The following is a 26214-nucleotide window of genomic DNA, read 5'->3' as shown; positions in this document are numbered from 1 at the left end:
GCGCCGGGGTACGAGGTCAGCCGGGTGGCTCGGGACTGTTGCCGGGGCCCCGGGCCAGCAGATGTTCGAGGCGGTCGAAGCGTGCGTGCAGGGCGCGCAGTTCGCGGGCGGCGTCCGTCTCCCCCGTCGACTCGGCGTGTTCCAGGGCGAGCGCCACCCCGCGGGCCCTGCGCGCGGCGCTGCCCACGAACCAGGTGGCCAGGGAGGCGGTGACGATGCTGAACACCGAGATCCCGACGAGCATCACGGCGCCCGCGATGACACGGCCGGGTGCGGTGACCGGGTACAGATCCCTGTACCCGACGGTGGTCGCGGTCTCGACGGACCACCACAGCGCGAGCGGGAACGAGGTGATGGTCGCCCGGGGGCGGGCGTGCCGGGGACCGCGAGCCCGGCAAGATCCGAACGACAGACCCTAGCCGTGGCCGGAGCGTGCGGGGAGCAGGACACACCCGGTGGGCCGGAGCGCGGGTGTCACGGCTCCCGGGTTTCGCCGCCGCCTCGCCCGCACGTGACGCCGCCCTCGCCGGCAGTCGGGTCCGGCCTCGTCAGGCGAACTCGTCGTGGTCCGCCAGGACTTCGGCGATCACATGCCTGTTGACCTCGGCCGGTTCCCCGTCCGTGTCGATGTTCTGGGACAGGACCAGCAGCGCCTTCCACAGCGCCCATCCTCGGGCGCGCGCCCAGGTGCCGTCGTCCTGACCGACCGTCCGCCGGAACGCCTCCCGGCTCTCGCCGTGGAACATCCCCCACGCGATCACCAGATCGCAGGCCGGGTCCCCGACCCCCGACGTACCGAAGTCGATGACGGCCGTCAGCTTCCCGTCCGCGACCAGCAGATTGCCGGAGGCGATGTCGCCGTGGAACCACACCGGCTCCCCGCGCCACTCGGTGGCGAGCGCGGCCTCCCACACGGCGGCGGCCCGGTCGGTGTCCACCCGGCCCTTGAGAGAGGCGAGGAAGCGCCGCGTCTCTTCGTCGTAGTGCGTGGGCGGCGTTCCCCGGTAGAAGCTGTGCTCCCCCGCGGCCGGGCCGCCGGTGGCGTCGCAGCGCTGGAGGGCGAGCAGGAACCCGGCCACCTCGACGGCGAACGCCGTCATGTCCCCGATCCGCTCGGGCCGCGCCGTCGCACCCGGCAGCCAGCCACGCACCGACCACGGGAAGGGGTATCCCTCGCCGGGGACCCCCAGGCCGAGCACCGGCGGTACGGCGACGGACAGTTGGGGTGCCAGCAGGGGCAGCCACCGGTTCTCCTTGGCGACGGCGGGGACGTAACCGGCGGCGGTGGGCAGGCGGGCGGTCATGCTCTCACCGAGCCGGTACGTCCGGTTGTCCCATCCGTCGACCTCCACCGGGGTGACGGGCAGGGCGCTCCACTGCGGGAACTGCGCGGCGATCAGACGTTTCACCAGGGCCGCGTCGATACCGGCGCGGCCGTCGGGGGGAGTTGGGGCCATCCTCGGATCATCGCGCCCGGTGATCACGCCGGGCAACGCATTATCGAGCGGCGACGGTGACGCCGGTGGTGGCGGTGGCGTCCCGGTGCGAGGACGGTGTGAGTGGGACAGCGGTGCCCCGGAAGCGGGACTGCCTATGATTGCGGCATGTCATCCTCCGGCGTCACCCCGGACCGAAGTCCCGGTGCGGCGCCGCCCGATGGCCCGGCCTCTTCCGGGCTGGATCGGACGATCAGGGCGCTGTCGTGGTGGTGGACGGCCTCTCCGCTCATTCTGCTGACTCCCGTGCTGGCCCTGGCGATGGGATTTCCGGTAGTCCGGGCGCAGTTCGGCATCGAGTTCGCCTCGGCGGCCCTGGTCGGTGCGGTGGTCGCGCCGGTCGCTGGCTTCGTGGTGGCACATGTCGGGCACCGTCGGCGGGTCCGCCGGAGGTTCACCGTCATGGGAGCGGTGTCCGCCGTGCCGATCCTCTTCATCTGGGTCTTCGCGGTGCTGCTCGCGGAGTGCCCGGACGGTTACCACTGCTAGGGCTTGTCCGGCGGATCTTCGAGGGCCCGCCGGACAGGAGCTAGAGCTTCTCGGGGAACCGGCCGCAGAGCCAGTTGCCCGGCTCAGCCGGGTCGTCGCTGATCCAGAACTGGCGCCACAGCAGCGCGAACTCCTCGCGGCTGAGATGACCGTCGCCGTTCAGGTCGAGCAGGTCGAAGACGCCCGTCATGTCCACGGGCTGCCCGTTCCAGGTCTCGACGAGCCTGTGGTGTTCCTCCGGGGATATACGGCCGTCGCCATTGGTGTCCGTGGCGTCGAAGACCGTGTCGGCGGTCGCGGTGACGTCCGCGACCATGGCCGGGAGCCGGTCGACGAGCGCGAGCATTTCGTCCAGGTCGACAGCGCCGTCACCGTTGGCGTCGCCCACCTCCAGGAGCGCCGCCCACCAGCCCATCAGCAGGGACTCGACCCCGGCGCGCAGCTCCGTCCCCGGTTCCACTCCCGGCAGCCGGCTCCAGCGGGCGACGAGCGCCACGAAGTCCTGCTGCCGCAGATAACCGTCACCGTCCGCGTCGAACGCGGCGAACATCCCCTTGAGCTTGCGCTCCTGAAACTCGCTGGCCATGAGCGGCCTCCCTCGACGCCGAACCGAACCGGACCACGAACCGCAGCGACCGCCACGCAACTGTAGGCGGAGGCGCGCCCGCATCTCCACGGGCACATACGCTCGATAATTCACCCTGCGAGGGGAGGACCGGCGCGGCCGACCGGGGCAGCGCCGCCCCGGTCAGGTGTCGTCGGTGCGGCACGAACGGCGGGACGAAGATGCAGTCCCCGGGCGCGGTGTCGTACCGGTCGGGGCCGACACCGGAGCCGTCGCCGCGCTCCTCGGCGGGGACCGGCCCCCGGCCGTCTTCCGGCCGGACACCGTCGTCCTCGCGGGGCTCCCAGGTGGCGCCGCGGCCACCGCCACCACCTGGGACGAGGAACTCGACGTACGCACCTCCCGCCCGGCCCATCGGGGCACGCTCACCGACGACTCACAGGTGCGGCGGGGCTCGCTCGGCGACGCGACGACGGCACACCGACCGTCGCGCCGGGCGCCGCCGAGGCCCTGGCGCAGGTCACCGACCGGTTCTCCGCGCTGCTGGGCGGCTCGGCCTCCTGGGCTCCGGCCGCCGGCGCTCAGGGGCCGGAGAGCCAGGTGCGGATGCCCGCGAGCGCGGTGGGGCCGTAGTCCTCGTCCACACTCCGGGCGAGGTCCGCGACGGATATCGTCTCAAGTGCCGCACGCCAGGCGGCGTCCGCCCCGGCCATCGCCCGGGAGATCGCGCAGGGCCGGGTGCATGCCTCCGGAGGTGTCGCCAGCGGACCGCGCTGCCGGATCTCGGTGCAGACGAACGCGGGCTTCGAGCCGTCGACGGCCTCGACGACATCGAGAACGGTGATCAGTTCGGGGGCCCTGGTCAGGGAGTATCCCCCGGCGTTGCCCTGGCTGGAGCTGACGAGACCGGCCCGCGAGAGCGCCTGCAACTGCTTGGCCAGATAGCTGGCGGAGACGTCGTGCAGCTCGGCGAGCCGGGCCGCGGGCACCGGATCGGGCGCCGTGGTCAGCACCACGCAGCAGTGCAGCGCCCACTCGACGCCGCCCGTCAACTTCATGACCTCACCCCTGCTCCGCGCCCTCTTTGACTCGGACAAAGACTATCCGACTATGATTACGGACAATAAATATCCGAGTTGAGGACGGTGTCCTCAACGGGAACTCCCGCGCGCCCGTCGGCAAGCGGTGAAGGGTGACAGCCATGAAGATCACAGTCGTCGGTGGCACCGGACTGATCGGCTCCCAGGTCGTGGACAAACTGACCGCCGCCGGGCACGAGGCCGTCCCCGCGGCGCTGTCCACGGGAGTCGACCTGCTCACGGGCAAGGGCCTGGACCAGGCGCTGGACGGCGCCGAGGTCGTCGTCAACCTCGCGAACTCGCCGACCTTCGACGAGGCGTCCCTGGACTTCTTCCGCACCTCCATGACCAACCTGCTGGCCGCCGGCGAGAAGGCCGGCGTACGGCACCAGGTGATCCTCTCGATCGTCGGCGTGGACCAGGTGCCCCAGCTGGACTACTACCGCGCCAAGGCCCTTCAGGAGGAGCTGCTGCGCGAGGGGCCCACGCCGTACTCCATCGTGCGCGCCACCCAGTTCTTCGAGTTCATGGACGCCGTCCTGTCGTGGACCTCGGACGAGTCGACCGTCCGGCTGCCCGCGACTCCCATCCAGCCGATGGCCGCGGCGGACATCGTCGACAACGTGGTCGAGGTGGCGACGGGCGCCCCGCTCCGGGGCATCCGCGACATCGCGGGCCCGGAGGTCTTCCGCCTCGACGAGCTCGGCCGGCTCACGCTGGCCGCGCGGCACGACGGCCGAACGGTGACCACCGACGACCGGGCCGGCATGTTCGCCGTCATCACCGGCGACGTCCTCACGCCGGGGCCGGACGCCCGTCTCTCGTCCACGCGCTACGAGGAGTGGATCCGGCGGGCCGCCCGGTAGTCCCCGGCAGCGCGGCCCCTCACCCCCCTTCCCGACGGTCGGATTTCAGCGGTCGGCTCCCTCGGCCACCGGGGCGAAGTCGCGCCCGCCCGCGATCTCCGAGGCGGGCAGCGCCTCCGTCAGCCGCCGCAGCTCGTCGCGCGACAGCGTGATGTGCGCGGCGGCGGCGTTCTCGTCGGGCCGGGAGCGGTGGCGCGTGCCGGGGATCGGTACGACTCCCTGGCCGAGCAGCCGGGCGAGCCACCTGCGCGACCGTGACGCCCTTGTCGGCCGCGATCCGCTCGACGCGCTCCACGAGCACGCGGTTCGCCGCGAAGGCCTCCGGCTGGAAGCGCGGGAGCCGGCGCCGGGCGTCGTCCGGGGCGGGGCGTCGAGACTCCGGACGCCGCCGGTGAGCACCCCGCGCCCGAGCGGTGAGAACGCGACGAAGCCGATGCCCAGTTCGTCCATGAGGCCCTCTCGCCGTTCTCCGCTACGCGCTACAGGTCAAACCGGCGCGGCCGACCGGGGTCCGGCCGGGCGCGTGGCGGGCGCGCGGGTCGTGGGCCGGGCCGGACAGCGCCGGATCAGCGGCCGACGGCCTTGCGCAGTTGTTCCTTGTTCATGGACGAGCGGCCTTCGACGTTCTTCTTCTTCGCCTCGGCGTAGAGCTGGTCCCTCGTCGGTCCCTGAGGGCCTCGGTGGGAGCGCTCGCCCCCGCGCTGCGAGGCGGACTTGGGGTCTCGCGTGGACGTCCTGCTCGCGGACCTGGCCTCACCCGAACGGGCGCGTTCCTTGTTGACCGTGCGCGAGGCGATCTCCTTGGCGCGCCCTTCCGGCGTACCGCGCTTCTCGGCGCCTTCCTTGATGTGCTCGTACTGTCGCTCGCGCTTGCGGCTGGATCCTGCCGGCACGGTGGGCCTCCTTGGTCGTACTGTCCGGTGAACCGCTATGGGTACCCCCTCGCTCACCGGTTCTCACACGGATCTGACACCGCGCGTCACGGACGTGCACGCGGACGCGAACTCCGCGTCCCCGGGATCAGGTGTCGTCCTCGATCTTGATGGCCTCCCGGAGGCTCTTGACGGCCGTGCCCGGCTTGCCTTCCTGCGTCTCCAGGAGCGCCGCCGCGATGGCGTCCAGCTTCAGCTGGATGGCGTGCTCCGCACGGCGCTCGGAGTTCTTCAGCAGGGCCAGCAGCAGCAGCGTCACCGCGGTCATCGATTCGCCGGCGAGCAGCAGCCAGGTCACCTCCAGCTTGGCGAAGTGCGCGCCGATGACGATGCCGACGAGGACCATGCAGATCCCGAAAAAGGCCGGTGAACTCGAGAAGTTGGAGGCGTACTCGGCAAGGCGGGCGAACCGTCCGGGCCTGTCGCCACCACGGTTCGCGGGATGTTGAAGCGTCATGCACCAGACCGTACCCACGTTCTTTCCGTCCTCGGACGGAGGCGTCGGGCGCACTGTGTTTCCTCTCACGCATACGTTCGGATCCGAGGGGCACCCGCACTGACACCACGAACGATGGCCAACCGAAATGAACCGGACAGGGCGGACGGCAAGCCTCTCCGGACGACGTACGACAGGCGGGGAAATGGCTACGACGGAAAGCAAGGACGGCGAAGAGAAGCAGGAGCGTATCGACATCTCGACGGCGATGCGAAAGGCCGCCGGACAACTCGCCGAACTGCTCCGCTGCGAGCCCAGTTCCGTGTCCGCTCTCAAGGCCACGGACGAGGGGTGGACAGCTGACGTGGAAGTCGTCGAGATCGAGAAGATCCCCGACACCACCAGCGTCATGGCCTCCTATCGCGTCTCACTCGACGGTCAGGGCCAACTCGTGGGCTACGAACGAATTCGCCGGTATTCACGGGGCCAGGTCGACCGTTGAGTCGTACCTGCTCCGTGATCGGGCCGACCAGTAACACAACTCATTGGAAGGAAGGCCGACGATGAGTCTCGTGCAGCAGAGCAACGCCACCAACTCCGGTGGCAGCGGATCCGGAAACCTCTACGACGTTCTTGAGCTGATTCTCGACAGGGGGCTCGTCATCGACGCCTTCGTTCGTGTCTCGATCGTCGGCATCGAGATCCTCAAGATCGACGTTCGCGTCGTCGTCGCCAGTGTCGACACGTATCTGCGATTCGCGGAGGCGTGCAACCGACTGGACCTCGAATCGGGCCGCAAGGCACCGACACAGCTCACCGACATCGTCGGTGACTCGGTCGAGAGCGGAGCCAAGGGCAAGTCGAAAGGAGCGCTGACGGGAGCGGTGGAAGCCTTCACCGACTCGTTCCAGAGCGGCCGTTCCGACTCCGACTCGCGCTCCGGCTCCGGCTCCGACGACGACGAAGACAAGGAGAAGGAGAAGCGGCCGGCGCGCAAGACCGCTTCGTCCAGCGGCAGCCGCCGCACCACCCAGCGCCGGGAGGAGTGACCGATGCCCACGTACATCTACGCCATCACCGCGGCCGACCATCCGCTGCGGCTCGACGGCCTCAACGGTGTCGGCGACCCGCCGTCCGCCCTGCGGACCGTGAAAACCAAGGCCCTCGGCGCCGTCGTCAGTGACACACCGCCGGACCTGCGTGCCAAGCGCCGTGATCTCGTCGCGCACCAGAGCGTGCTGGAACGGCTGATGACCGACGGCGCCGCGCTGCCGATGCGGTTCGGCCTCGTCGGCCCCGACGACGACCAGGTGCGCACCGCGCTGGAGGAGGAACGGGACAGCTACACCACCCGCCTCACCGAACTCGACGGGCGCCTGGAGTACAACCTGAAGGTGTCGCGGGAGGAGCAGAGCGTGCTGCGTGAGATTCTCGCCGAATCCGCCGAGGTACGCCGGCTGAGTGAGTACACGCGGCAGAATCCCGCCGCGCAGGACGAGAAGGTGGCACTCGGCGAACTCGTTTCCCGCGAGATCCAGGTCCGTCATGAGGCGCTGGCGGGCGAACTGCTCAGCGCACTGGCTCCGTCGGCGGAACGTGACTCCCGGGCCGATCCCACCAAGGCGCATTTCCTGAATGTGTCCTTCCTGGTGAAGCGTGACGAGGCCGCCGCTTTCTCGCAGGCCGTTCACGAGGAGGCGGAACGCCGGGGTGACGACTACGAGTTCACCCTGAACGGACCGCTGCCCCCTTACAGCTTCGTCTGACTTCCGCCCGTTTTTCGACAGGCTCCCACTGATCGGAGGATCCGCCATGGGCCTCATCACGCAGATTCTCACTCTGCCGCTCGCACCCGTGCGAGGTTCCGTCTGGGTTCTCGATCAGGTGGTGCTCGCGGCGGAACGCGAGTACTACGACCCCGATCCCGTGCGCAAGGAATTGGCCGATCTGGAGAAGGAGCTGCTGAGCGGCGCTGTCAGCGAAGAGGAATTCGACCGGCGCGAGGACGAACTGCTGGACAGGCTCGATGAGATCGAGGCACACCGGCGCCGTCTGAGGGCCAATCCCTGACACGGGGAGATTGAGGTGCACGAAAGATGACAGGCAACGTCAAGATAGGTGTCGCCCTGGTGGGCGGTTACCTGCTGGGACGCACGAAGAAAGCCAAAATGGCCATCGGCTTCGGGATGTTCCTGGCCGGCAAGAAACTGAGCTTCGATCCGAAGCAGCTCGGCAAACTCGTGGCGAACTCGCCCGTTCTGGGCACTCTCAACGACCAGGTCCGCAAGGAACTGGTGGATGCCACGAAGTCCGCCGCGACCAATGCCCTGACACAGCGGGCCACCGGTCTGGCCGACTCCCTCCACCAGCGGACCCTCGGCCTTGAGGGCAAGGACGACGGCAAGGACGCACGTGCCGAGGACGGCGAGGACGACGAGCGCGACGCCGACGATCGGGACGTCCGCGATGACTCCGGGTCGGACGAGGTGGACGAGAAGCCGGCGCCGCGCCGTAAGACGGCCGCCAAGCGGTCCGCCAAGCCCGCGGCCAAGACCGCCGGCAAGACCGCGTCCGGCCCCCGCAGGACCGCCTCGGGCCGTACCGGCGAGGCACGGAAGAAGACCGCTTCGCCGGCCGGGCGCAAGGAGAGGGGTGGCGGCAATGGCTGACTCGACCCTCACCAGGTTCAAGGACGACGTGGCGAAGAATCCGGCCACCGACCGGCTGAAGGAAGAACTCCAGAACTACCTCAAGGCGCGCGCCACGCACGCCGTCACCAACCTCGGGCAGCGGCTCGGCGAAGGTGTCGGCAAGCTGGCCGACCCCAAGAACGGTCCCGGCGGGGCGGTGAAGTCCCTGGCCAAGGGCGGCCAGGCGCTCGGCGAGGGCAAGTCCCCCGCGCAGGCGGCCATGGCCGCCGGTACCTCCCACCTGAAGGACACCATCAAGGACAAGGCCAAGGGTTTGTTCGGCAAGGGGCGCAAGGGCGGCGGCGGCAAGTCGAAGAGCGTCACCATCACCGAGGACATCGACGTCGGTGTGCCGGTGCGTGAGGCGTACGACCAGTGGACGCAGTTCCAGGAGTTCAGCACCTTCGCCAAGGGTGTCGTGAGCGTCGAGAAGGCCGACGACACCAGCAGCAACTGGAAGGTGAAGGTCGCCAAGTCCACCCGCAGCTGGAAGGCGAACGTCACCGAGCAGGTGCCGGACGAGCGCATCACCTGGACCACCGAGGGCGCCAAGGGCACGGTCAAGGGCGTGGTGACCTTCCACGCCATCACCGACAACCTGACGCGGGTGCTGCTGGTTCTCGAGTACTTCCCCAAGGGGCTGTTCGAGAAGACCGGCAACATCTGGCGTGCCCAGGGCCGCAGGGCCCGTCTCGACCTCAAGCTCTACCGCAAGTTCATCATGATGCGCGGCGAGGCCACCGACGGCTGGCGCGGTGAGATCCGCGACGGGGAGGTCGTGCTGGAGCACGACGACGCCGTCGCGGAGGAGGAGGCCCGCGAGCAGGAGGAGAGCGAGGACGCTCCGGAGGCCGAGGCCGACGAGGAGTACACGGACGAGGAGGAGCTCCCCGAGGAGGAGCAGGAGGAGCGGGCCGAGTACGACGACGAGGACGAGGTCGCCGACGAGGAGGACGCTCCCGCCGACGAGGCTCGCGCCGAAGGAAACGCTCCCGAGGAGGAGGCTCCCGCCGAGGCCGAGTACGAGGACCTCGACGAGGACGAACTCGTGGACGACGAAGAGGAAGAGGAGCCGGCCCCGCGTTCCCGGCGCCGTACCGCCTCGGCGAGTCGCTGACATACTCCGCCGACAGCACAGACAGGGCTGATTCCAGTGTCCGATTCACTGGCCGGCCGTATGGGGACCTCCTCCGGGATGTCCCCATACGGCCAGCAAGGGTCATCCGCAAATCTCGCCGACATCCTTGAGCGTGTCCTGGACAAGGGCATCGTCATCGCGGGCGACATCCAGATCAATCTGCTCGACATCGAACTGCTCACCATCAAGCTGAGGCTGCTGGTCGCGTCCGTGGACAAGGCCAAGGAGATGGGCATCGACTGGTGGGAGCACGATCCCTCGCTCTCCTCCCGCGCCCGGCCGGCGGGGTTGGTGAACGGATCCCAGGGCGACCACGGCTCGCGCGGCGTTCACGGCTCGTCCTCCGATGACGGCGAGGCCGGTCCGCTGGCACTGGAGAACGCGCAACTGCGCGCCGAGCTGGCCGAGTTGCGCGCCGCGGTGGAAGAGAGGGGGAAGCGGTGAACAGCACCGACGTACGCGCCGTGGCCCCGCCGATGAGTTACGTCTACGCGGTCGGCCGCGCCGGTGAGTCGCTGGACTCCGCTCTGTCCGGCCGCACCGGGGCGCACGGCGGCGCGCTGCGGACCGTGCGCGCCGGAGACCTCGTGGCCCTGGTGTCGTCGGTGCCTCATGACGCGTTCGGTACGGAAGGTCTCCGGGCGCAGATGGAGGACATCAAGCAGCTCGAAGTGCTGGCCCGTGCGCACCATTGTGTGGTCGAGGCCGCCTACGAGAGCGCGACCGTGCTGCCCATGAGGCTGGCCACGGTGTATCTGGACGATGCCCGGGTGACCGAGATGCTGGTCGAACGGGCCGTGGAATTCGGTGACTTGCTCTCCCGGCTCGAAGGCCATGTCGAACTGGGCGTCAAGGTCTACGCCGACCCGCGAGAGGCCGCCGCGGTGAGCGAGGCGGCCCGGACGGCCACGGGGCCGGGCGACGCCGCGGTGACCAGCCCCGGGCGCGCGTATTTGCGGCAGCGCCGCGAACAGCGCCGTAACCACCGCGACGCCTACCAGGCGGCCGGGGCGGTCGCCGCCGAGGTGCCCGTCCGGGTGGGTGCGACCGTCCGCGCCCGGCTGGCACACCGGCCCCAGCAGGGGGACCTCGCGCCGGGAGCGGGCGAGAACATCGCCAACGAGGCGTATCTGGTGGAGGCGTCCCGCGTGGCCGAGTTCCACGCGGCGCTCGCGGGGCTCGCCGACGGCGTTCCCGGCGTACGCGTCGAGATCACCGGTCCGTGGGCGCCGTACTCCTTCGCGACACCGCCGGCCGAGGGCACCGGGGCCCGCAGCGGCGGCGAGGACGGCGGGCGACGGTGAACGGCGAACTGAACGAGGCCCTGCCGACGGTCGGATTCGCCGAGACGCGGGGCCGAAGGCCACCGGGCGGCTCGGACCCCGAGGGCGGCTCCGGCGGCTCCGGCGGCTCCGACGACTCCATCGAGTCCCTCGCCGGACGGCAGGTCGCGCTCATCGACCTGCTCGACCGGCTGCTGACCGGCGGAGCGGTCCTGACCGGGGATCTCGTGCTCTCCGTCGCCGACGTGGACCTCGTGCACATCAACCTGCGGGCGGTCATCCGCTCGATCACACCCGACGGACCGGCCCCGTGGTGAACCGCACGGGCCGGGCGTCGCGGGCGCGCAAGGAGACTCACGATGGCTGACACACCCCGCGGCGACGATCTGCAGGAAGTCGCACGGGCCGCGGCGCGCGCGTTCGATCTCGTACCGACCGGGCCGGACGAGCCCCGACCGCGCGACGGCATCGCCCAGCGCCTCGAAACCGACCCGGACACGGTGGAGCGGGACCTGATCAAGCTGGTCCTCACCATCGTCGAACTGCTGCGCCAGCTCATGGAGCGCACCGCCCTGCACCGGGTCGACCAGGGCGATCTCCGGGAGGACCAGGAGGAGCGGATCGGTATGACGCTGATGATCCTCCAGGACCGGATGACCGAACTCTGTGAGCGCTACGACCTGACCATGGACGACCTCAATCTCGACCTCGGCCCGCTCGGTTCCCTGCTGCCCCGCGATTCCGGCTGAGCCGGACGTCGGCGTTTTAGGCCGCACCGAGCGGCAACACGAACGTCATGACTGCAGAGAGCGAAGCAAACAAGGACGCGAACGGCACGGCGGGAAAGGTGAACGCGACCGCCAAGTCGGCCGCCGGCAAGGGGCGGCAGACGGCGAAGCGCACCAGCGCCCCCGCCCGTAAGACGGCCAAGGCCGCCGGGAGCCGCGCGGAGACGGGCTCGGCGGTCGCTGCCTCGAAGGCCAAGGAATCGGGACGCGCCGCCGAGGAGTCCGTGGAGAGCGGTGTGCGTTCGGCGGGCGACGCCACCAAGCGCGCCGGCCAGGCGGCCGCCAGCGGCTGGGAGAGCGGACAGCAGGCTCTCCTCTCCACCGCGGGCAAAGCCGCCGCCACGGCCTCGACCGCGTGGACCGTCGTCAAGCACCGCAAGGCCATAGCCGCCGGTGCGGCGGCGGGTGTGGTCAGTCTGGCGGGCGGCGCCTTCGCCCTGGGCCGCCAGACGGCCAAGCCGCACGCGGGACCTCTGACCCGCATGACGGGCGGCCGGCTCTGAAGGCCGGCGGCCGGGAGGCGGCTAGGTCCTGTCGTCGTCCGACCCCGGTACGTGTACGTCGAGGACGTCGATGTTGACCTCGACGACTTCGAGCCCGGTCATGCTGCCGACCGCGTCGGAGATGCCCGAGCGGATGTCGTCGGTGGTCCGGGGAATCGGATAGCCGTACTCCATGACCACGTTCACATCGACGGCGGCCTGCTTCTCGCCGACTTCCACCCGTACACCACGGGTGACGTCGTCGGAGAGGGACATCTTGTCCCTGGCGGCTCCCAGGGTCCGGGAAATACCGCCGCCCATCGCATACACCCCCGACGCGTCACGGGTGGCGATACCGGCTATCGAGGCCACTACCGAGTCCGCGATCGTCGTCTTTCCTCTGACTTCGTGGCGGTGGTGGTGGCCGTTGGACATTGCTTTCGGTGTGGCTTCGTTCGCTGTCGTCATGACCGACCCGTCTTCCTGAATCGTCACAGTGGGGCTGAGTTGTCACAGTCGGGAGAGATTCTTCTCGGGCGGCTGTCCCCCTCCCCACTGTGCTCCGCGCATCCGGACAGCGCCATTCGGGTGAGAAAAGTTCTCACCGACGGAGACCCGGGGGAATTCAGCGTTTGTACGCGTCGCGGCGGCGGGCCGTCCTGGCGTTCCGCGCGTCGCGCTGTTCGCCGGATCCGTCGCCGCGTCCGCGTGAGCCGCTGTCCTTCACGGGCCTGCGGGTGTGCTTGCGCGCTTTGTGGGCCTTCCCTGCCGGTTCCGACGGGACAGCTTCGCCGGTGCTCTTCCCCACGGCCTCGATGCTGTCCCCGGCGCTCCCGCCGACGTCCTTGACGGCCTCGTCGGCGCCCTCGCCGACGTCCTCCACCGCTTTGCCCGCACCCTTGCCGACGCCCTCGACGGCCTCTCCGGTGCCCCGGCCCACGCTCTGCGCGGCGTCCCCGGTGCCCTTGCCGATCTCCTTGGCCGCTCCCCCGGCGCCCGCGCCGACCTCCTCGACGGCCTCCCCCAGACCTCTGCTCAGCTGCTCCAGAATCTCAGGGTTCCGGTCGATCGTCGTCAATACACGGTTGACGATGGTCGCGACGTTGTGAAGTCGGACCTTCAGTTGCGCCTGTGCCTCGACACCCTTGATGTCGAGGTCCACCGAACCCAGCGTGACGTCCGCGCCGACATTCAGCTTGACCAGATCGAGAACTTCGGCCTGCAGAGACACATGGGCCCGCAGGTCCTGCACATCGAGCTGAATCTCTTCGATATTCAGCACCGGAACGTCGAGATACACATCCGGCGGCCCCTGGTCGACCACCTCGCCCTCGGCGTAATCGTCCGGTTCCTCTTCCGCGTCGACGACTTCCGCGTCTTCCGCGTCCTCGGTGTGTTCCGTGTCCTCCCCGTCGAATTCTTCCTGGTCGTATTCGTCCCGGCCCTTGTCGCTCTGGGACATACGGCACTCCCTCACTGAGCGTGGCCCCCGCTCCTCAAGTGTCATGCGCCTGCTCCGCCGCCGCAATGAGGTGCGCCCCCCGGGGCACTGGGCCATCGTGAAAGGAGAGGTAAGTGCGAACTCGGTCCGGCGAGGAAAAGGAAGAGCTGGTGATCGTCCGTGCCCACCCCATCCGGTGAGAGGCCGCGCCGTACCAACCCGACCAGGGACGGACCGATACTCGTCGAGGGACCCGTCGAGGTCGTCCTCAGCGACGGGAGCACGGTGACGTCGGACCGGTTCATGGTCGCCCTGTGCGCGTGCAGGCGCAGCCGGACGTACCCCTGGTGCGACACCAGCCACCGCCGGAAGTCCAGGGAGTGAAGCCGGTGGAGAGCGCGCGGGCCCAGCAGGACGGGCCGGCCCTGCCGACGGGGCGTGGCGAGCTGAGTGACGGCCTCGTACGGGTGCTGCTCGGCCGCCCCGGTGCTCGGCTGCCGTCGGGCTCGGTGGCCGGTGAGGCCCTTCCGTACGGGGAGGATCTGCACCTCGCGCTCTACATCTGCTACGAGTTGCACTACCGGGGGTTTCGCGGTGTCGACCCCGACTGGGAGTGGGATCCTGAACTGCTCCGGCTGCGCGGCGGACTGGAGCGCCGCTTTCTGGCAGCCCTGCGCGCGGACACCGGGCGCAGGACGGACGCCGGCGAGGCGTTCGCCGGGATTCTGGTGGAGCGCCTGGACGCGGACGGGCCGACTCATTTCCTCAGGGACGAGGGCGAGTTGTGGCAGCTGCGTGAGTACGCGGCCCAGCGTTCGCTCTACCACCTCAAGGAGGCCGATCCGCACGCCTGGGTGATCCCACGGCTGCGCGGCAGGGCCAAGGCGGCGATGGTCGCGGTCGAGTTCGACGAGTTCGGCGGCGGCCGGGCCGACCGGATGCACTCTCGGCTCTTCGCGGAGCTCATGTCGGACCTCGGGCTGGACACGGCGTACGGCCGGTACGTCGACGCGGCGACGGCACAGATGCTGGCGAGCGTCAATCTCATGTCGATGTTCGGGCTGCGCCGGTCGCTGCGCGGCGCCCTGGTGGGGCACTTCGCCGCCGTCGAGGTGACCTCCTCCCCCGCCTCCCGCAGACTGGCCGAGGCCATGCGGCGGGCGGACGCCGGCGAGGCGGCAGTGCACTTCTACGCCGAGCACGTGGAGGCCGACGCCGTCCATGAACAGGTGGTCCGCCGGGAGGTGGTGGGCGGTCTGCTGGAGGAGGAGCCCTGGCTGGAGACGGACGTGGCCTTCGGCGTCGACGCCACCGACCTGCTGGACACCCGCCTGGCCACCGAGACCCTGGCCTCCTGGCGCGACGGCGTCTCCAGTCTCCGTACACCGCTCTGACGTACATCACACCGCTCCGGCCGGTCCCGTGGCGGACCCGGCACCGCGGGCGGGCCGGGGCGGACCCGTCGATGTCCGCCCCGGCCCGCCCCGTCCCCAGGGTGCGACGCCGGTGGGTCAGACGCCGTCGGTGGCCAGTCGCGAGCGGATCTCGCGGGCGGCGGCGACCATGTTCTCCAGCGAGGCCCGGGTCTCGGGCCAGCCGCGGGTCTTCAGTCCGCAGTCCGGGTTCACCCAGAGACGGTCGGCCGGGATGGCCTCAAGTCCCTTGCGGAGAAGGGCTGTCGCCTCCTCGGTGCTCGGAACGCGCGGGGAGTGGATGTCGTAGACACCGGGCCCCGCCTCGCGCGGGTAGCCGTGCGCCGCGAGTTCGCGGGCGACCTGCATGTGGGAGCGGGCGGCCTCCAGGCTGATGACGTCGGCGTCGAGGTCGTCGATGGCCTGGACGATGTCGCCGAACTCGGCGTAGCACATGTGGGTGTGGATCTGGGTGTCCGGCCGTACCCCGCCGGTGGTGAGGCGGAAGGACTCCGTCGCCCACGCCAGATAGCCGGCGTGATCGGCGGAGCGCGGGGGCAGCGTCTCGCGCAGGGCGGGTTCGTCGACCTGGATGACCGAAGTGCCCGCCGCTTCGAGGTCGTTGACCTCGTCGCGCAGTGCGAGTGCGACCTGGCGTGCGGTGTCGGCGAGCGGCTGGTCGTCGCGGACGAAGGACCAGGCAAGCATGGTGACGGGCCCGGTGAGCATGCCCTTGACCGGTCGGTCGGTGAGCGACTGCGCGTACGACGTCCAGCGCACCGTCATCGGCTCGGGCCGGGAGATGTCCCCGGCGAGGACCGGCGGGCGGACATAGCGGGTGCCGTAGGACTGCACCCAGCCATGACTCGTGGCGACATAGCCGGTCAGCTGCTCGGCGAAGTACTGCACCATGTCGTTTCGTTCGGGCTCACCGTGCACCAGGACATCGAGCCCGGCCTTCTCCTGGAAGGACAGGACCTCCTGGATCTCTTCCCTGATCCGCTCCTCGTATCCGGCGGCGTCGATCCGCGCGGTGCGCAAGTCGGCGCGCGCGGTGCGCAGTTCGGCGGTCTGTGGGAAGGAGCCGATGGTGGTCGTCGGCAGTGGCGGGAGTCCGAGGCGCGCCCGCTGCGCCGTGGCGCGCTCGGTGTACGGCTGGGAGCGCCGTCCGTCGGCGTCGGTGACGGCGGCGGTGCGGGCGCGCACGGCGGGGTCGCGGGTGAGTGCGGAGCCGGCCCGGGAGGCGAGGGCCGCGCGGTTGGTGATGAGTTCGGCCGTGATGGCGTAGGTGCCCTGCCCGAGTCCGCGTGCCAGTACCGCGATCTCCTCCGTCTTCTGCCGGGCGAAGGCGAGCCAGCGGGTGATCTCGGGGTCGATGTCGCGTTCGGCGGTGGCGTCGAGCGGGACGTGCAGCAGGGAGCAGGATGCGGCGACGTCGACGCGGTCGGCGAGGCCGAGGAGCGTGCCCAGGGTGGCGAGGGACTTCTCGTAGTCGTTGATCCAGATGTTGCGTCCGTCGACGACGCCCGCGACCAGTCGCTTGCCGGGCAGCCCGCCGACGGCCGCGAGGGCGTCGAGGTTGGTGGCGGCCGATTCGGTGAGGTCGAGCGCGAGCCCGTCGATCGGGGCCTTCGCCAGCACGGGCAGCGCGTCCCCGAGCCGCCCGAAGTAGGAGGCGACGAGCAGCTTGGGCCGGTCGGCCGCCGCGCCCAGGTCACGGTAGGCGCGGGCGGCGGCGTTCAGTTCGGCCGGCGTACGGTCCTGGACCAGCGAGGGCTCGTCCAGTTGCACCCACTCGGCACCCGCCGCGCGCAGGTCGGCGAGGATCTCGGCGTACACGGGCAGGAGCCGGTCGAGGAGCGTCAGCGGCTCGAAGTCGGCGGCCACGCCCGGGGCGGGCTTGGCCAGCAGGAGATAGGTGACGGGCCCGACCAGGACCGGACGGGCGGTGAGGCCGAGCGCGAGGGCTTCCCCGAACTCGGCGACCTGCTTGGCCGGGTCGGCGGTGAAGACGGTGTCCGGGCCCAACTCCGGCACCAGGTAGTGGTAGTTGGTGTCGAACCACTTCGTCATCTCCAGCGGCGCTACGTCCTGGGTGCCACGCGCCATGGCGAAGTAGCCGTCCAGTGCGTCGGCGTCGACCGCCGCGCGGTGCCGCTCGGGGACGGCGCCGACCATGACGCTGGTGTCCAGGACGTGGTCGTAGTAGGAGAAGTCGCCGGAGGGCACTTCGTGGATGCCGGCGTCGGCCAGCTGCCGCCAGTTCGAACGGCGGAGGTCCTGAGCGGTCCCGCGGAGGGCGTCGGCGTCGACGCGGCCCTTCCAGTAGCCCTCTACGGCCTTCTTCAGTTCCCGGTTCTGTCCCTGGCGGGGGTAGCCGTACACGGTCGCCCGTGCTGCCGCGGCTGCGGACTGCGCTGTCACGGAACTCTCCTTCGCGAGATGTGTCCTTGGGTCCCGGGGACGGGACGCGGGCGCGAAGGGACGACCGACCGTACGGACCACGTCGCGTCGTCGGACGCGCGTGCCGCTCGATATGTACGCCGACCCGCCCACGAGGTCACCGGAACGTCCGCGCGCGATCGTTCACGCACGGGCAACGGGCAGGTCTTCGGACTCGTGGGCCCGTCTCGTATCGGTCACGAGACACCTACTGGCCGTCGCTTCCCAGACCCGTCCGGGCCCAGTGCGTATGACGGCGGTCGTTCCCACTCACCGCTGCGGGGCAGTCCCGGATTCCCACCGGGTTCCCTCTTACGACGCACCTGCCTGGCGGACAGGAACGAACCAGCTGCACCGACCAGCCTAGAGGGCCGGGTGGCGGGCGCACACGTGTTGACCACATCGCGGACGGTGAAATGGACGGGCCCCGGTCCGGGCGCGCGACGGACCCCCGGCGCCGCGCGTCCGGGTGCGCTCAGGACGCGGCGGGCCAGTCTCCGCGGCCCGCCAGCCGCACGACGAGGGCGGCGATGTTCCACGCGTCGTCGTCGCCCCGGTGGTGGCGTCCCTCCAGCGGGAGGCCGGCCACCCTCAGCGCCTGGGCCATTCCGGGGCGGCGCCGCAGACCGTAGGAGGCGGTGAAGGCGATCTTCGCGTTGGTGTGCCGGTGGCCGAAGGGGTACTCCGTACCCGTGTGCCGGCACTGGCGGGTGAACTGGTTACGGTCGTAGTCGCCCCAGCTGGCCCAGGGCAGCAGACCGGCGCGGTGGTCGCGCGCCAGTACCCGGCAGGCTTCGGCGAAGGGCGGGCCCCCGGCCACCTCGGCCGCTGTCAGCCCCGTCAGCTCCGTACAGAACGGGCTCACCTCCGACCGGGCCGGGCGCACGAGCAGCCGGTGCTTGGCGAGGCGCTCGCCCGCGCGCAGGTCGACGACGGTCAGCCCGATCTCGATGATCTCGCTCACCTGCCCGGGTGGTGGCGGGCCCTCCCAGCAGGTCGCCTCGACATCGACCACGTTGAGCAGCTGCCCCTCGACGTCCATGGGAGTCAGGGTAGGAACGACCCCGGCCGCGGGTCACCCGATTTTCGGCGAGGGGCTGTGGGGAAGGTCGCGCGTCAGGGTGGGGACGGGGCGCGGGATCGTACCGAAGTCCTGGTCCGGGTCGACGGGAAGTCGGTTGATGACCGCTTCCAGCCGGGCCGGGAGCGTGGGGCGGCTGCCGGAGCGGCACTGGGTGAGCAGTTGGTGGCGGATGCTCTCCGGCAGCAGCGGGCGCGCGGCCGGGGCCGGTGGCGGGCTGTCCGGGGCGGTCAGCCGACGGGCCTCCGCACGCCAGTGCCGGGCGTCGCTGAACTCGGCACGCCGCCCGTGGGCGAGGTAGAGACAGAAGGCGGCGGTGCGGTTGCCGCCACCCGCGGCGAACTGCCACCAGAACTGGGCGGCGTCGTGGTCACGCGCCAGATGGAGCAGCGCGCCGAAGACGACCGCGCCCTCGGGGTCGGGCCGGTCGTCATCGGCCAGCCGTGCCAGGGCCGTTGCCGCCTGTGGCGTGTCGACGATGAGGGCGACCGCGAGGTCGAGATCGCGGGCCGCCTGCTCGTGCGCGGCAGGGGTGCGCGGCGCGGCGGGAGCGGAGTCGGACTGTACGCGGGCGGCCTTGGCCTCGACTCGCCGCCGGGCCGCCTCGGTGTCGTAGTCGGTGTAGGTGTCGACGAGGACCTCTGCCTGGGCCAGCAGAGCGCTGATGGAGGCGTGGTCGTTGGTGCGCACGTCTACCCTTCCGTCTCGGTCGGTTCGATGGCCATGTCGAGCTCGCGTGCCAGGCGACGGCGGGCGTGCTGTGCCTGGGAGCGCACGGTGGCGAGTTCGATGCCGAGGTACTCCGCGACGTTCTCCTCGTCCTCGCCGAGGACGAACCTCAGGACGATGATGTCGTACTGACGCTCCGGCAGCAGGTCCGCGATGGCCCCGTACAGGCCGAGTTCACCTTCCAGGACGGTGAACCGGTCCCGGGTGTCGTGCCGGAGAAGTTTCGCGACGGCCGCGTGGAAGGCGGCGGTATCGACCAGGAGCGGCTGGAGTCCGCGTTCGTCGAGCCATCGGTGGGTCTCTTCCTTCAGCAGCGACCAGGCGTACCGGGAGACCGACTCCTGGGCCAGGGCGTGTTTCCAGTCCCGCTTCAGGTGCGCGCAGGCGTTGTCCACCACGGTCTCGGCCGCGGGCCGCCCGCCGACCTGCGAGTGGGCGTAGCGCATCCATAACTCGCGGTGGTAGTCGTGGAAGGCGTCGAAGGTCAGACCCAGCCGTCCTTGTCGGGCGTCCTCGTCGGTGTCGTCTCTGGGACCGGGGGCGTTGGCAGCCCGCGTCTTGTGGGTTGGTGCGGCCATCACGTTCCGCTCTCGGGCGCGCGGGGCGGCGCGTACGGCGCCGGGGCGGCGCCCGACGGTGTGTGGGGGGCGTACTGGGGACCGCGGAGGTGGCGTGCTCCGGCGCGCACTTCGGTCGCCGGTAGGCGTCTCGTGACGGTCCTCGGGTGGCCGGTGAAGACCAGGGCGGAGGTTCCGCGGACCGCCCGGGCTTCCCGATCGAGTTCCACGCATGTCCTTGGGGGCTGGGGCACCGCACCGCTCCACGGCGGAGGGGATGTCGGTGGGGACGGGATGTCCCACTCGACAGCCAACCGGATGAACGGGCGTCTTGTGCAAACCTTCGGTCAGTTGTCTTCGCCGACGGTAATAGTATGACTACTTAGACGTTCGGGGGGCGGTTTCGGAAACGCGTTCCCCGTTCGTCCGAACAGGCCGCCATGGCCCGGCGGAACGGCCCTCGCTCCCACGGTTGTCCCGTGCGGACGGCGGGAAGTGAACCCCGGTGGCGGAGGGGGCGCCGGCGCGCGCGAACCCGGGCCGACCGGACAGCGAACCACTCCTGGGGGCGTGGCATGGCGGAGAACAGCACGGTGGACCTGAAGCTGGATCAGGCGCATTCGGCCCGTATGTACGACTACTACCTCGGTGGCACCACGAACTTCCCCGCCGACCGGGAGGCGGCCGGCAAGGCCCTTGCCGCCTTCCCCTCCATCCTGGCCACCGCGCGCATCAACCGGCGCTTCATGCGCCGCGCGACGCGGTTCCTCGCCCAGGAGGGCATGACCCAGTTCTTCGACATCGGCACGGGCATCCCCACCTCCCCCAACCTCCACGAGGTCGCCCAGGAGGTCACCCCGGCGGCGCGCGTGGTCTACACGGACAACGACCCGATCGTCCTGGCCCATGCGCGGGCGCTGCTCCACAGCCACTCCGAGGGCCACACGTCGTACGCGCACGCCGACGTCACGGATCCGGCCGCGCTCCTGGCGACACCGGAGATAGCGGACACGCTCGACTTCACCCGTCCCATCGCGCTGAGCCTCAACGCGCTGCTCCACTTCGTCACCGACGACCGTGTCGACGGCGGCGCGCACGGCATCGTCGAACACCTCAAGGCGGCGCTCCCCCCGGGCAGCACCCTCACCATCACCCATGTCACCCCCGACTTCGACCCCGAGGGAATCGCCCGGCTCACCGGTGCCTACCGCGCGGCAGGCACCCCCGGTCAGGCGCGCCCCCACGCCGAGATAGTCCGCCTCTTCGACGGCTGGGAGCTCCTCGACCCCGGCGTCGTACCCACCCAGCGCTGGCGCCCGACCGAGGAGGACCAGGCCGAGAACGTCACCGACGCGGAGGCCGCCTGCTACGCGGGAATCGCCCGCAAACCCTGATCCGGCCAACTCCCGCACGCGGCCCGCCCATGACCTTCTCCGTGACCGTTTCAGCCTGCACCTCCCTCCGCTTAGGTTAGGCTAAGCTAACACCGCGTCGCGGACTCGTCGCCGACGCGGTGGCCGGTCTCCGGACACATCGACGCCACGGGAGACGGAGACCATGACCGCACGGACAGCGACGCCCGCGGGGACCGCGCGAACAACCACCGTCGTCGTCAAGTTCGGCGGCAACGCCATGGTGGACGCCGATCTGCGGCGGACATTCGCCCGGGACATCGTGGAGTTGTGGCACGCGGGCCTGCGTCCCGTCGTCGTGCACGGGGGCGGGCCGCAGATCAGCGCGATGCTCGACCGCCTCGGCCTGGAGACCCGGTTCGAGGCAGGCCTGCGGGTGACCACACCCGAGACCATGGAAGTCGTGCGGATGGTGCTGAGCGGCCGCGTCCAGCGGGAGTTGGTCGGCCACATCAACGCCCACGGGCCCTTCGCCGTGGGCATGACGGGCGAGGACGCACACACGATGACGGCCGTACGCCGCTCCGCCTGGGTGGACAGCCGGCAGGTCGACATCGGCCTCGTCGGGGACATCGTGGAGGTGAACCCGGACATGGTCCGCACGCTCCTGGACCAGGGCCACATCCCGGTGGTCTCCCCCGTGGCGCGCGGCACGGACGGCCAGGTCTACAACGTCAACGCCGATCTCGCGGCGTCGGCCCTCGCCGTGGCTCTCGGCGCCGAACGGCTGGTGGTACTCACCGATGTCGAGGGGCTGTACGCGAACTGGCCGCACAGCACCGAGGTGATCGGGCGTCTGACGGCCGACGCCCTGGACGGGCTGCTGCCGGGGCTGGCGAGCGGGATGCTGCCGAAGATGGAGGGCTGCCTGCGGGCCGTGCGCGGCGGCGTCCGCCGCGCACACGTGCTCGACGGCCGGGTACCGCACGCGGTGCTGCGGGGCGTCCTCGACGAGACCAGCCCCGGCACCACCGTGGTTCCCGACAACAGCCCGGACCACCGCGGAAGGACCGTCTGACCACCGAACTCCCTTGCCCGCCCGGCCGATCGGGCCGGGCGGGCCGGGGAGCCCGGCCGTCGGTGCGAACCTCAGATCCGTCCCGCGGCGAGGACGAACGCACCCGGCCGCACGCGCGGGCCGGCGGTCACAGAACCCGCGCGAGGATCCGCGCCCCGCGCCGGGGGTCCAGCGACGCCGCCCATGACGGGGGCGCCGGACGCGCGGTCGTGGGCACGAACCCGTACCGCAGGAACAGGCCGCCACCGCCGGTCGTCGCCGTGAACAGAGCGCCGAGCGACTGCGCGCGGGCCGCCGCCAGTACGGCGCGCAGGAGCCCGGCCCCCACGCCGTGCCCCTGCTTCCGCCCGGCCACACAGAAGTTGTACAGAACGCCGACCGGGCCGCGCCCCTCCCCCGGCCCTGCCGCGTGCACGCGCAGGCCCACACAGCCTTCGAGGCGGCCTCCGGGACCCTGCGCCACAAGGAAGTCGGCGGCCCGGTTGGCGTACAGCGAGAGGGGCCGCTCGCGCAACGCCCCCGAGCGCACGAAGGGTTGGGAGAGTTCGGCGAGCGCGGTGGCGTCCTCCCGGCATGCGGCGCGTACGGAGGGCGGCTTCGGCGCGAGGAGCGCGTGCGGCGTGTGCGACAGCGGGGCGGGGGGCGGCGTAGCCGTGATCAAGGCTTTCCTTCCTCGGTTCCACGTTCGGAGAACGGCCGGTCGCCGTATCACTTCGACGGACAAACAAAATAAGGTTAGCCTTACCTAAGTGACGAGTCCAGTGCTGGGGGTCAGCGCTGAAAGGGCGAGTCCGCCGCCGTCTTCTCCGTCTCGTCGCCGTCGACGAATGTCGCCACCACTTCGATGTCCCCGATACGCGAGGTGTCGACCCGCCGGGGGTCGTCCCCGAGCACGACCAGATCGGCGAGCTTTCCCGGGACGAGACTTCCCAGGTCGTCCTCCCAGTGGCAGGCGTGGGCGCCCGCGACCGTGTAGGCGCGCAGGGCCTCGTCGACGGTGATGCCCTCGTCCGGGCCGATCACCTGCCCGGCCCCGCAGGCGCGCTCGACCATGAACTGGACCGCCCGCAGCGGGGATCCGTCCGTGACGGGCCGGTCGGAGCTGCCGACGAGGGGGATGCCGTGGTCCAGGAACGCTCTGCCCCGGTAGAGCCAGGGGGCCCGCGCCTCGCCCATGATCGCCGCGTAGTCGTCGCCGAAGTAACGCAGGAAATTCGGCTGGACGACGGCGCTGACGCCGAGCCGCGCGAGGCGCGGGAGCTGGTCGGGACGGATCAGTCCGGCGTGTTCGATACGGTGCCGGGCTCCGGGGCGCGGACGCAGGCGCTGGGCCCGTTCCAGGGCGTCCAGGGCGAGATCGGCCGCGCGGTCGCCGATGGCATGGACGGCGAGCTGCCATCCGGCGAGATGGCCGTCCACGATCGTGTCGGCGAGAGCGTCCGGGTCGTCCTGCAACTGGCCGGTGTGGTCGAGCCCTTCGTACGGACCGCTGAGCGCGGCGGTCCGGGCCATCATCCCGCCGTCCGTGTAGATCTTCAGCGCGCCCACGGAGAGACGGTCGTCGCCGAACCCGGTGCGCAGGCCGAGGTCGAGCGCTCGGGGAATGCCGTCGCTCTCGTGCGCGGCGGCCGGGCGCAGCCGGTCCGCGGCCACCATGAGCTGGACGCGTATCGGCAACAAGCCCTCTTCCCGGGCGAGTTGATAGGCGCCCAACTCGACGGGGCTGTGCCCGAAGAGAGTGCCGCCGATGCCCGCCTCGGCGCAGGCGGTGATCCCCTCGGCCAGACAGGTCCGGGCGGCGCGCCCGATCGCGTCGGCCAGCTCCCGCTGGGAGTGGGGCAGCCGCAGCGCGCGGGCGACGCCCATGGCGCCCTCGGCGAGAAAGCCGTTCTCGTGCGGGAGACCGGCGGGGAGCAGATCGAGAACCGCGGAGTTGACTACGCAGCCGTGCCCGGAGTCGTGCAGCAGGGACACCTTGCGCCCGTGGCTGACCAAGTCCAGTTCGGCGGCGGTCAGATGGCGGCCGAGGGCCCGCTGGTCGTAGCCGGCGACGCTCACCCAGTCGCCGGGTGAGCCTCTCCTTACGACGGCCTCGGACACGGCGGCGAGTACGTCCTCGATCCGGGTGAGGCCGGCGATGCTGAAGGTGTTCGCCTTGAGCCCGGCCCAGGCCAGGTGCACATGGGAGTCGATGAATCCGGGCAGCACGGTGGCGCCCCGGAGATCGATCACCTCATGTGCGGGCAGGGAGGTCACAGCCTCGTCCAGGCCCACGATCCGGCCCCGCCAGATGCCCAGGTCATGGGCGACGGGGTGGTCCGGATCCATGGTGAGGAAGCGGGCGTTCGTCAGTCTGGTGCGGAGCATCGGGGCCTGCCGGTCTCGGGGGAGGTCAGCCGTCCGTGGACGCCGCGAGGGACCGGGGGCGCAGATCGGTCCAGCGGGCCTCGATGAAGTCGAGGCACCTGTCACGCGTGTCCTCTTCGAGGACGATCGTCCACCCTCCGGGCACCTCGGCGAAAGACGGCCAGAGCGAGTGCTGTCCCTCTCCGTTCTCCAGGACCAGGAAACGGCCTTCGGGGTCGTCGAAGGGATTGGTGCTCATGTGTCAGTTCCTCCTAAGGTCCACCAGAAGGAGAGACCTAACGTTAGGTTAGGCTCGCCTAATCACAGGGGAGCCTAACGTTTCCCCTTCCCTCTCACAAGGAGACGTGCATGCGCCTCGCGGCCGACGAGGAGAGCCCCTTCGGGGCTTTCGGGCTGCCCGGCAAGCCCGGCAGCGACGAGTTCTGGGCGGCGGCGCGGACGCCCGCGTGGGCACCGGCCGACGACGGAGGCCGGACAGCCTTGTTCCTGTGGCGCGGATCTCCCGCGAGCGTCGTCTTCGAGAGCTGGTCCGAGCCGGTCCCCCTGCGCCGGTGGCGCGACACGGACTGCTGGTACGCGGAGGTTCCCGTGCCCGCGCGGCTGCGGGTGACCTACCAACTCCGCACGGGGGACGCGGCGTTCGCCGACCCCTGCAACCCGGTGGGCACCGGCGCCGACCGGTCCGTCGCCGCGACCCCGGACCTCCCGGCGCAGCCGCACTGGCCGGCGTTCGGCGCCGATGCCGTACTCCCCCTCCCCGGCACCCGGCTGCGCTGGAACAGCGAACGGCTCGGCGGACGGCGGACCGTGCGCGTCCACCCGGCGGGCGGTGGCGGACCGGTGGTCCTGCTGCTCGACGGGGACGACTGGCTGTATCTGCACCCGGCGATGACCGCGTTCGACTCGGCCGTCGCCGGTGGGCAGATGCCACCCGTCACGCTCGTCTTCCTCCCGGCCAGGGACAGGGAGGCCGAGTTCGGGTGCCGGCCCGAGTTGTGGGAGGCCGTCCGGGACGAACTGCTGCCGCTGGTGGCGGAGTCCGGGGTGCCGGCCGAGCCGGACCGGCTGGTGGTCGCCGGGCAGAGCCTGGGCGGCTTGAGCGCGCTGTACGCGGCGCTGGAGTTCCCGGACCTGGTGTTCCGTGTCGCCTGCCAGTCGGCGTCGTTCTGGTGGACGCCCGATGCCGCGGCCCTGGCGGATCCCCTGGGCGGCCCGGCCGGCGGCACCCTCGCCGTACGCCTGCGGGAGCGCCCCGACCTGTCCGGGCTGCGGGTCGCGTTCGACGTGGGGGAACACGAGACGCGGATGCTGCCCCACTGCGAGCCGGTCGAGGCGCTCACCGAAGCGGCCGGTGCGACGGTGCGGGTCTCCCGGTCGCCGTCGGGCCACGACCGGGTGGGATGGCGGCACGCCCTGCTCAGGGATGTCGCCTGGGCACTCGGCTGAGCCGCTGTCCGATCCGGTGACGTACGCGCGCGAACGTCACCGGATCACCGCGTCACCGCCTCACC

Annotated in this window: 34 protein-coding genes and 1 riboswitch; of the genes, 18 read left to right on the top strand and 16 right to left on the bottom strand. The window is 70.7% G+C overall.

The features are described from left to right. Positions 1-16 precede the first annotated feature (16 nt). Both SSPS47_RS36095 and SSPS47_RS31845 read right to left on the bottom strand, forming a co-directional pair. On the bottom strand, positions 17-412 hold the full coding sequence (locus SSPS47_RS36095) for a potassium channel family protein (protein ID WP_164255248.1): 396 nt from the start codon (positions 410-412) through the stop codon (positions 17-19). A gap of 136 nt (positions 413-548) precedes the next feature. Next, entirely contained in the window at positions 549-1457 is a 909-nt protein-coding gene (locus tag SSPS47_RS31845) for an aminoglycoside phosphotransferase family protein (RefSeq protein WP_164253925.1), read from the bottom strand. A 147-nt stretch (positions 1458-1604) separates the two neighbouring features. Between SSPS47_RS31845 and SSPS47_RS31840 the strand changes: the two genes are divergently transcribed. Then, positions 1605-1985, top strand: a complete 381-nt coding sequence (locus SSPS47_RS31840) for a hypothetical protein (protein WP_239065144.1) — start codon at positions 1605-1607, stop codon at positions 1983-1985. A gap of 40 nt (positions 1986-2025) precedes the next feature. Here the strand turns inward: SSPS47_RS31840 and SSPS47_RS31835 are convergent, their stop codons facing one another. Continuing rightward, complete coding sequence (locus tag SSPS47_RS31835; protein WP_164253924.1) at positions 2026-2571, bottom strand: EF-hand domain-containing protein; 546 nt, start codon at positions 2569-2571, stop codon at positions 2026-2028. Positions 2572-3131: 560 nt separating this feature from the next. After that, the gene (locus SSPS47_RS31830; protein ID WP_164253923.1) at positions 3132-3608 is read right to left on the bottom strand and encodes an Rrf2 family transcriptional regulator; all 477 of its coding nucleotides are present in this window, start codon (positions 3606-3608) and stop codon (positions 3132-3134) included. 143 nt (positions 3609-3751) lie between these two features. Between SSPS47_RS31830 and SSPS47_RS31825 the strand changes: the two genes are divergently transcribed. Continuing rightward, positions 3752-4495, top strand: a complete 744-nt coding sequence (locus SSPS47_RS31825) for an SDR family oxidoreductase (protein WP_164253922.1) — start codon at positions 3752-3754, stop codon at positions 4493-4495. Positions 4496-4540: 45 nt separating this feature from the next. Here SSPS47_RS31825 and SSPS47_RS31820 read toward each other — a convergent pair whose 3' ends face one another. From SSPS47_RS31820 to SSPS47_RS31810, 3 genes are all read right to left on the bottom strand, one after another. Next, positions 4541-4945, bottom strand: coding sequence for an aldo/keto reductase (locus tag SSPS47_RS31820; protein ID WP_164253921.1), 405 nt, complete (start codon positions 4943-4945; stop codon positions 4541-4543). Positions 4946-5061: 116 nt separating this feature from the next. Next, positions 5062-5388, bottom strand: coding sequence for a plasmid stabilization protein (locus SSPS47_RS31815; protein WP_164253920.1), 327 nt, complete (start codon positions 5386-5388; stop codon positions 5062-5064). 127 nt (positions 5389-5515) lie between these two features. Further along, positions 5516-5884, bottom strand: a complete 369-nt coding sequence (locus SSPS47_RS31810) for a low affinity iron permease family protein (RefSeq protein WP_147874793.1) — start codon at positions 5882-5884, stop codon at positions 5516-5518. Positions 5885-6068: 184 nt separating this feature from the next. Between SSPS47_RS31810 and SSPS47_RS31805 the strand changes: the two genes are divergently transcribed. The 11 genes from SSPS47_RS31805 to SSPS47_RS31755 all read left to right on the top strand — a co-directional run bounded on the left by SSPS47_RS31805 (position 6069) and on the right by SSPS47_RS31755 (position 12265). Then, entirely contained in the window at positions 6069-6365 is a 297-nt protein-coding gene (locus tag SSPS47_RS31805) for a gas vesicle protein (protein ID WP_164253919.1), read from the top strand. 61 nt (positions 6366-6426) lie between these two features. Beyond that, a complete protein-coding gene (locus SSPS47_RS31800; protein ID WP_164253918.1) occupies positions 6427-6912 on the top strand; it encodes a gas vesicle structural protein GvpA in 486 nt (161 codons plus the stop codon). A 3-nt stretch (positions 6913-6915) separates the two neighbouring features. Continuing rightward, positions 6916-7629: a GvpL/GvpF family gas vesicle protein gene (locus SSPS47_RS31795; protein WP_164253917.1), complete on the top strand. Its 714-nt coding sequence runs from the start codon at positions 6916-6918 to the stop codon at positions 7627-7629. A gap of 46 nt (positions 7630-7675) precedes the next feature. After that, positions 7676-7933: a gas vesicle protein GvpG gene (locus SSPS47_RS31790; RefSeq protein ID WP_164253916.1), complete on the top strand. Its 258-nt coding sequence runs from the start codon at positions 7676-7678 to the stop codon at positions 7931-7933. Between the two features lie 26 nt (positions 7934-7959). Beyond that, positions 7960-8532 (top strand): hypothetical protein, encoded by a 573-nt coding sequence (locus tag SSPS47_RS31785; RefSeq protein ID WP_164253915.1) that lies wholly within the window; start codon positions 7960-7962, stop codon positions 8530-8532. Then, positions 8525-9670 carry an SRPBCC family protein gene (locus SSPS47_RS31780; RefSeq protein WP_164253914.1) on the top strand — a complete coding sequence of 382 codons (1146 nt, stop codon included), beginning with the start codon at positions 8525-8527 and terminating at the stop codon, positions 9668-9670. Before SSPS47_RS31785 ends, SSPS47_RS31780 begins: the two co-directional genes overlap by 8 nt. A 60-nt stretch (positions 9671-9730) precedes the next feature. Further along, positions 9731-10135, top strand: a complete 405-nt coding sequence (locus tag SSPS47_RS31775) for a gas vesicle protein (protein WP_164255245.1) — start codon at positions 9731-9733, stop codon at positions 10133-10135. Beyond that, on the top strand, positions 10132-10995 hold the full coding sequence (locus SSPS47_RS31770) for a GvpL/GvpF family gas vesicle protein (RefSeq protein ID WP_239065143.1): 864 nt from the start codon (positions 10132-10134) through the stop codon (positions 10993-10995). Before SSPS47_RS31775 ends, SSPS47_RS31770 begins: the two co-directional genes overlap by 4 nt. Positions 10996-11114: 119 nt before the next feature. Then, positions 11115-11291 (top strand): gas vesicle protein, encoded by a 177-nt coding sequence (locus tag SSPS47_RS31765; protein WP_147874875.1) that lies wholly within the window; start codon positions 11115-11117, stop codon positions 11289-11291. A 42-nt stretch (positions 11292-11333) separates the two neighbouring features. After that, positions 11334-11723: a gas vesicle protein K gene (locus SSPS47_RS31760; protein WP_164253913.1), complete on the top strand. Its 390-nt coding sequence runs from the start codon at positions 11334-11336 to the stop codon at positions 11721-11723. 47 nt (positions 11724-11770) lie between these two features. Beyond that, positions 11771-12265: a hypothetical protein gene (locus SSPS47_RS31755; protein WP_239065142.1), complete on the top strand. Its 495-nt coding sequence runs from the start codon at positions 11771-11773 to the stop codon at positions 12263-12265. Positions 12266-12286: 21 nt separating this feature from the next. Here the strand turns inward: SSPS47_RS31755 and SSPS47_RS31750 are convergent, their stop codons facing one another. Both SSPS47_RS31750 and SSPS47_RS31745 read right to left on the bottom strand, forming a co-directional pair. Continuing rightward, complete coding sequence (locus SSPS47_RS31750; RefSeq protein WP_164255239.1) at positions 12287-12679, bottom strand: Asp23/Gls24 family envelope stress response protein; 393 nt, start codon at positions 12677-12679, stop codon at positions 12287-12289. A gap of 190 nt (positions 12680-12869) precedes the next feature. Further along, positions 12870-13706, bottom strand: coding sequence for a hypothetical protein (locus SSPS47_RS31745; RefSeq protein ID WP_203557978.1), 837 nt, complete (start codon positions 13704-13706; stop codon positions 12870-12872). 159 nt (positions 13707-13865) lie between these two features. Here SSPS47_RS31745 and SSPS47_RS31740 point away from each other — a divergent pair, with 159 nt between their 5' ends. Both SSPS47_RS31740 and SSPS47_RS31735 read left to right on the top strand, forming a co-directional pair. After that, the gene (locus SSPS47_RS31740) at positions 13866-14069 is read left to right on the top strand and encodes a CDGSH iron-sulfur domain-containing protein (RefSeq protein ID WP_164253912.1); all 204 of its coding nucleotides are present in this window, start codon (positions 13866-13868) and stop codon (positions 14067-14069) included. A gap of 5 nt (positions 14070-14074) precedes the next feature. Beyond that, on the top strand, positions 14075-15079 hold the full coding sequence (locus SSPS47_RS31735) for an iron-containing redox enzyme family protein (protein ID WP_164253911.1): 1005 nt from the start codon (positions 14075-14077) through the stop codon (positions 15077-15079). A gap of 117 nt (positions 15080-15196) precedes the next feature. Here SSPS47_RS31735 and metE read toward each other — a convergent pair whose 3' ends face one another. The 4 genes from metE to SSPS47_RS31715 form a co-directional block, all read right to left on the bottom strand. After that, complete coding sequence (gene metE, locus SSPS47_RS31730; RefSeq protein ID WP_164253910.1) at positions 15197-17521, bottom strand: 5-methyltetrahydropteroyltriglutamate--homocysteine S-methyltransferase; 2325 nt, start codon at positions 17519-17521, stop codon at positions 15197-15199. A 160-nt stretch (positions 17522-17681) separates the two neighbouring features. Next, positions 17682-17885, bottom strand: a riboswitch (cobalamin riboswitch). A gap of 129 nt (positions 17886-18014) precedes the next feature. Further along, the gene (locus SSPS47_RS31725) at positions 18015-18581 is read right to left on the bottom strand and encodes a 3'-5' exonuclease (RefSeq protein ID WP_164253909.1); all 567 of its coding nucleotides are present in this window, start codon (positions 18579-18581) and stop codon (positions 18015-18017) included. Between the two features lie 33 nt (positions 18582-18614). After that, positions 18615-19310: a hypothetical protein gene (locus tag SSPS47_RS31720; protein WP_164253908.1), complete on the bottom strand. Its 696-nt coding sequence runs from the start codon at positions 19308-19310 to the stop codon at positions 18615-18617. 2 nt (positions 19311-19312) lie between these two features. Beyond that, on the bottom strand, positions 19313-19927 hold the full coding sequence (locus SSPS47_RS31715; protein WP_164253907.1) for a sigma-70 family RNA polymerase sigma factor: 615 nt from the start codon (positions 19925-19927) through the stop codon (positions 19313-19315). A gap of 554 nt (positions 19928-20481) precedes the next feature. On the opposite strand from SSPS47_RS31715, the gene SSPS47_RS31710 reads away from it, so the two are divergent. Beyond that, complete coding sequence (locus tag SSPS47_RS31710; RefSeq protein WP_164253906.1) at positions 20482-21300, top strand: SAM-dependent methyltransferase; 819 nt, start codon at positions 20482-20484, stop codon at positions 21298-21300. 163 nt (positions 21301-21463) lie between these two features. Next, positions 21464-22336 (top strand): acetylglutamate kinase, encoded by an 873-nt coding sequence (gene argB, locus SSPS47_RS31705; protein ID WP_164253905.1) that lies wholly within the window; start codon positions 21464-21466, stop codon positions 22334-22336. Positions 22337-22463: 127 nt separating this feature from the next. Here the strand turns inward: argB and SSPS47_RS31700 are convergent, their stop codons facing one another. From SSPS47_RS31700 to SSPS47_RS31690, 3 genes are all read right to left on the bottom strand, one after another. Next, entirely contained in the window at positions 22464-22997 is a 534-nt protein-coding gene (locus SSPS47_RS31700; RefSeq protein ID WP_164253904.1) for a GNAT family N-acetyltransferase, read from the bottom strand. Positions 22998-23107: 110 nt separating this feature from the next. Then, complete coding sequence (locus tag SSPS47_RS31695) at positions 23108-24703, bottom strand: amidohydrolase (RefSeq protein WP_164253903.1); 1596 nt, start codon at positions 24701-24703, stop codon at positions 23108-23110. A gap of 25 nt (positions 24704-24728) precedes the next feature. After that, on the bottom strand, positions 24729-24941 hold the full coding sequence (locus SSPS47_RS31690; RefSeq protein ID WP_147874811.1) for an MbtH family protein: 213 nt from the start codon (positions 24939-24941) through the stop codon (positions 24729-24731). Positions 24942-25051: 110 nt separating this feature from the next. Here SSPS47_RS31690 and SSPS47_RS31685 point away from each other — a divergent pair, with 110 nt between their 5' ends. Next, positions 25052-26149, top strand: a complete 1098-nt coding sequence (locus SSPS47_RS31685; protein ID WP_164253902.1) for an alpha/beta hydrolase-fold protein — start codon at positions 25052-25054, stop codon at positions 26147-26149. Positions 26150-26214 lie beyond the last annotated feature (65 nt).

This window comes from Streptomyces sp. S4.7 (genome assembly GCF_010384365.1).
Classification (GTDB): domain Bacteria; phylum Actinomycetota; class Actinomycetes; order Streptomycetales; family Streptomycetaceae; genus Streptomyces.
The sequence above is the reverse complement of the archived record's forward strand: the minus strand, read 5'-3'. Positions and strand labels throughout refer to the sequence as shown.

Bases quoted from the DNA above. Each gene is read 5' to 3' on its own strand.
- SSPS47_RS31845 (WP_164253925.1), bottom strand. From the start codon at position 1,457: ATGGCCCCAACTCCCCCCGACGGCCGCGCCGGTATCGACGCGGCCCTG.
- SSPS47_RS31840 (WP_239065144.1), top strand. From the start codon at position 1,605: ATGTCATCCTCCGGCGTCACCCCGGACCGAAGTCCCGGTGCGGCGCCG.
- SSPS47_RS31835 (WP_164253924.1), bottom strand. From the start codon at position 2,571: ATGGCCAGCGAGTTTCAGGAGCGCAAGCTCAAGGGGATGTTCGCCGCG.
- SSPS47_RS31830 (WP_164253923.1), bottom strand. From the start codon at position 3,608: ATGAAGTTGACGGGCGGCGTCGAGTGGGCGCTGCACTGCTGCGTGGTG.
- SSPS47_RS31825 (WP_164253922.1), top strand. From the start codon at position 3,752: ATGAAGATCACAGTCGTCGGTGGCACCGGACTGATCGGCTCCCAGGTC.
- SSPS47_RS31820 (WP_164253921.1), bottom strand. From the start codon at position 4,945: ATGGACGAACTGGGCATCGGCTTCGTCGCGTTCTCACCGCTCGGGCGC.
- SSPS47_RS31810 (WP_147874793.1), bottom strand. From the start codon at position 5,884: ATGACGCTTCAACATCCCGCGAACCGTGGTGGCGACAGGCCCGGACGG.
- SSPS47_RS31805 (WP_164253919.1), top strand. From the start codon at position 6,069: ATGGCTACGACGGAAAGCAAGGACGGCGAAGAGAAGCAGGAGCGTATC.
- SSPS47_RS31800 (WP_164253918.1), top strand. From the start codon at position 6,427: ATGAGTCTCGTGCAGCAGAGCAACGCCACCAACTCCGGTGGCAGCGGA.
- SSPS47_RS31795 (WP_164253917.1), top strand. From the start codon at position 6,916: ATGCCCACGTACATCTACGCCATCACCGCGGCCGACCATCCGCTGCGG.
- SSPS47_RS31790 (WP_164253916.1), top strand. From the start codon at position 7,676: ATGGGCCTCATCACGCAGATTCTCACTCTGCCGCTCGCACCCGTGCGA.
- SSPS47_RS31785 (WP_164253915.1), top strand. From the start codon at position 7,960: ATGACAGGCAACGTCAAGATAGGTGTCGCCCTGGTGGGCGGTTACCTG.
- SSPS47_RS31780 (WP_164253914.1), top strand. From the start codon at position 8,525: ATGGCTGACTCGACCCTCACCAGGTTCAAGGACGACGTGGCGAAGAAT.
- SSPS47_RS31775 (WP_164255245.1), top strand. From the start codon at position 9,731: ATGGGGACCTCCTCCGGGATGTCCCCATACGGCCAGCAAGGGTCATCC.
- SSPS47_RS31760 (WP_164253913.1), top strand. From the start codon at position 11,334: ATGGCTGACACACCCCGCGGCGACGATCTGCAGGAAGTCGCACGGGCC.
- SSPS47_RS31755 (WP_239065142.1), top strand. From the start codon at position 11,771: ATGACTGCAGAGAGCGAAGCAAACAAGGACGCGAACGGCACGGCGGGA.
- SSPS47_RS31750 (WP_164255239.1), bottom strand. From the start codon at position 12,679: ATGTCCAACGGCCACCACCACCGCCACGAAGTCAGAGGAAAGACGACG.
- SSPS47_RS31745 (WP_203557978.1), bottom strand. From the start codon at position 13,706: ATGTCCCAGAGCGACAAGGGCCGGGACGAATACGACCAGGAAGAATTC.
- SSPS47_RS31725 (WP_164253909.1), bottom strand. From the start codon at position 18,581: ATGGACGTCGAGGGGCAGCTGCTCAACGTGGTCGATGTCGAGGCGACC.
- SSPS47_RS31715 (WP_164253907.1), bottom strand. From the start codon at position 19,927: ATGGCCGCACCAACCCACAAGACGCGGGCTGCCAACGCCCCCGGTCCC.
- SSPS47_RS31710 (WP_164253906.1), top strand. From the start codon at position 20,482: ATGGCGGAGAACAGCACGGTGGACCTGAAGCTGGATCAGGCGCATTCG.
- argB (WP_164253905.1), top strand. From the start codon at position 21,464: ATGACCGCACGGACAGCGACGCCCGCGGGGACCGCGCGAACAACCACC.
- SSPS47_RS31695 (WP_164253903.1), bottom strand. From the start codon at position 24,703: ATGCTCCGCACCAGACTGACGAACGCCCGCTTCCTCACCATGGATCCG.
- SSPS47_RS31690 (WP_147874811.1), bottom strand. From the start codon at position 24,941: ATGAGCACCAATCCCTTCGACGACCCCGAAGGCCGTTTCCTGGTCCTG.
- SSPS47_RS31685 (WP_164253902.1), top strand. From the start codon at position 25,052: ATGCGCCTCGCGGCCGACGAGGAGAGCCCCTTCGGGGCTTTCGGGCTG.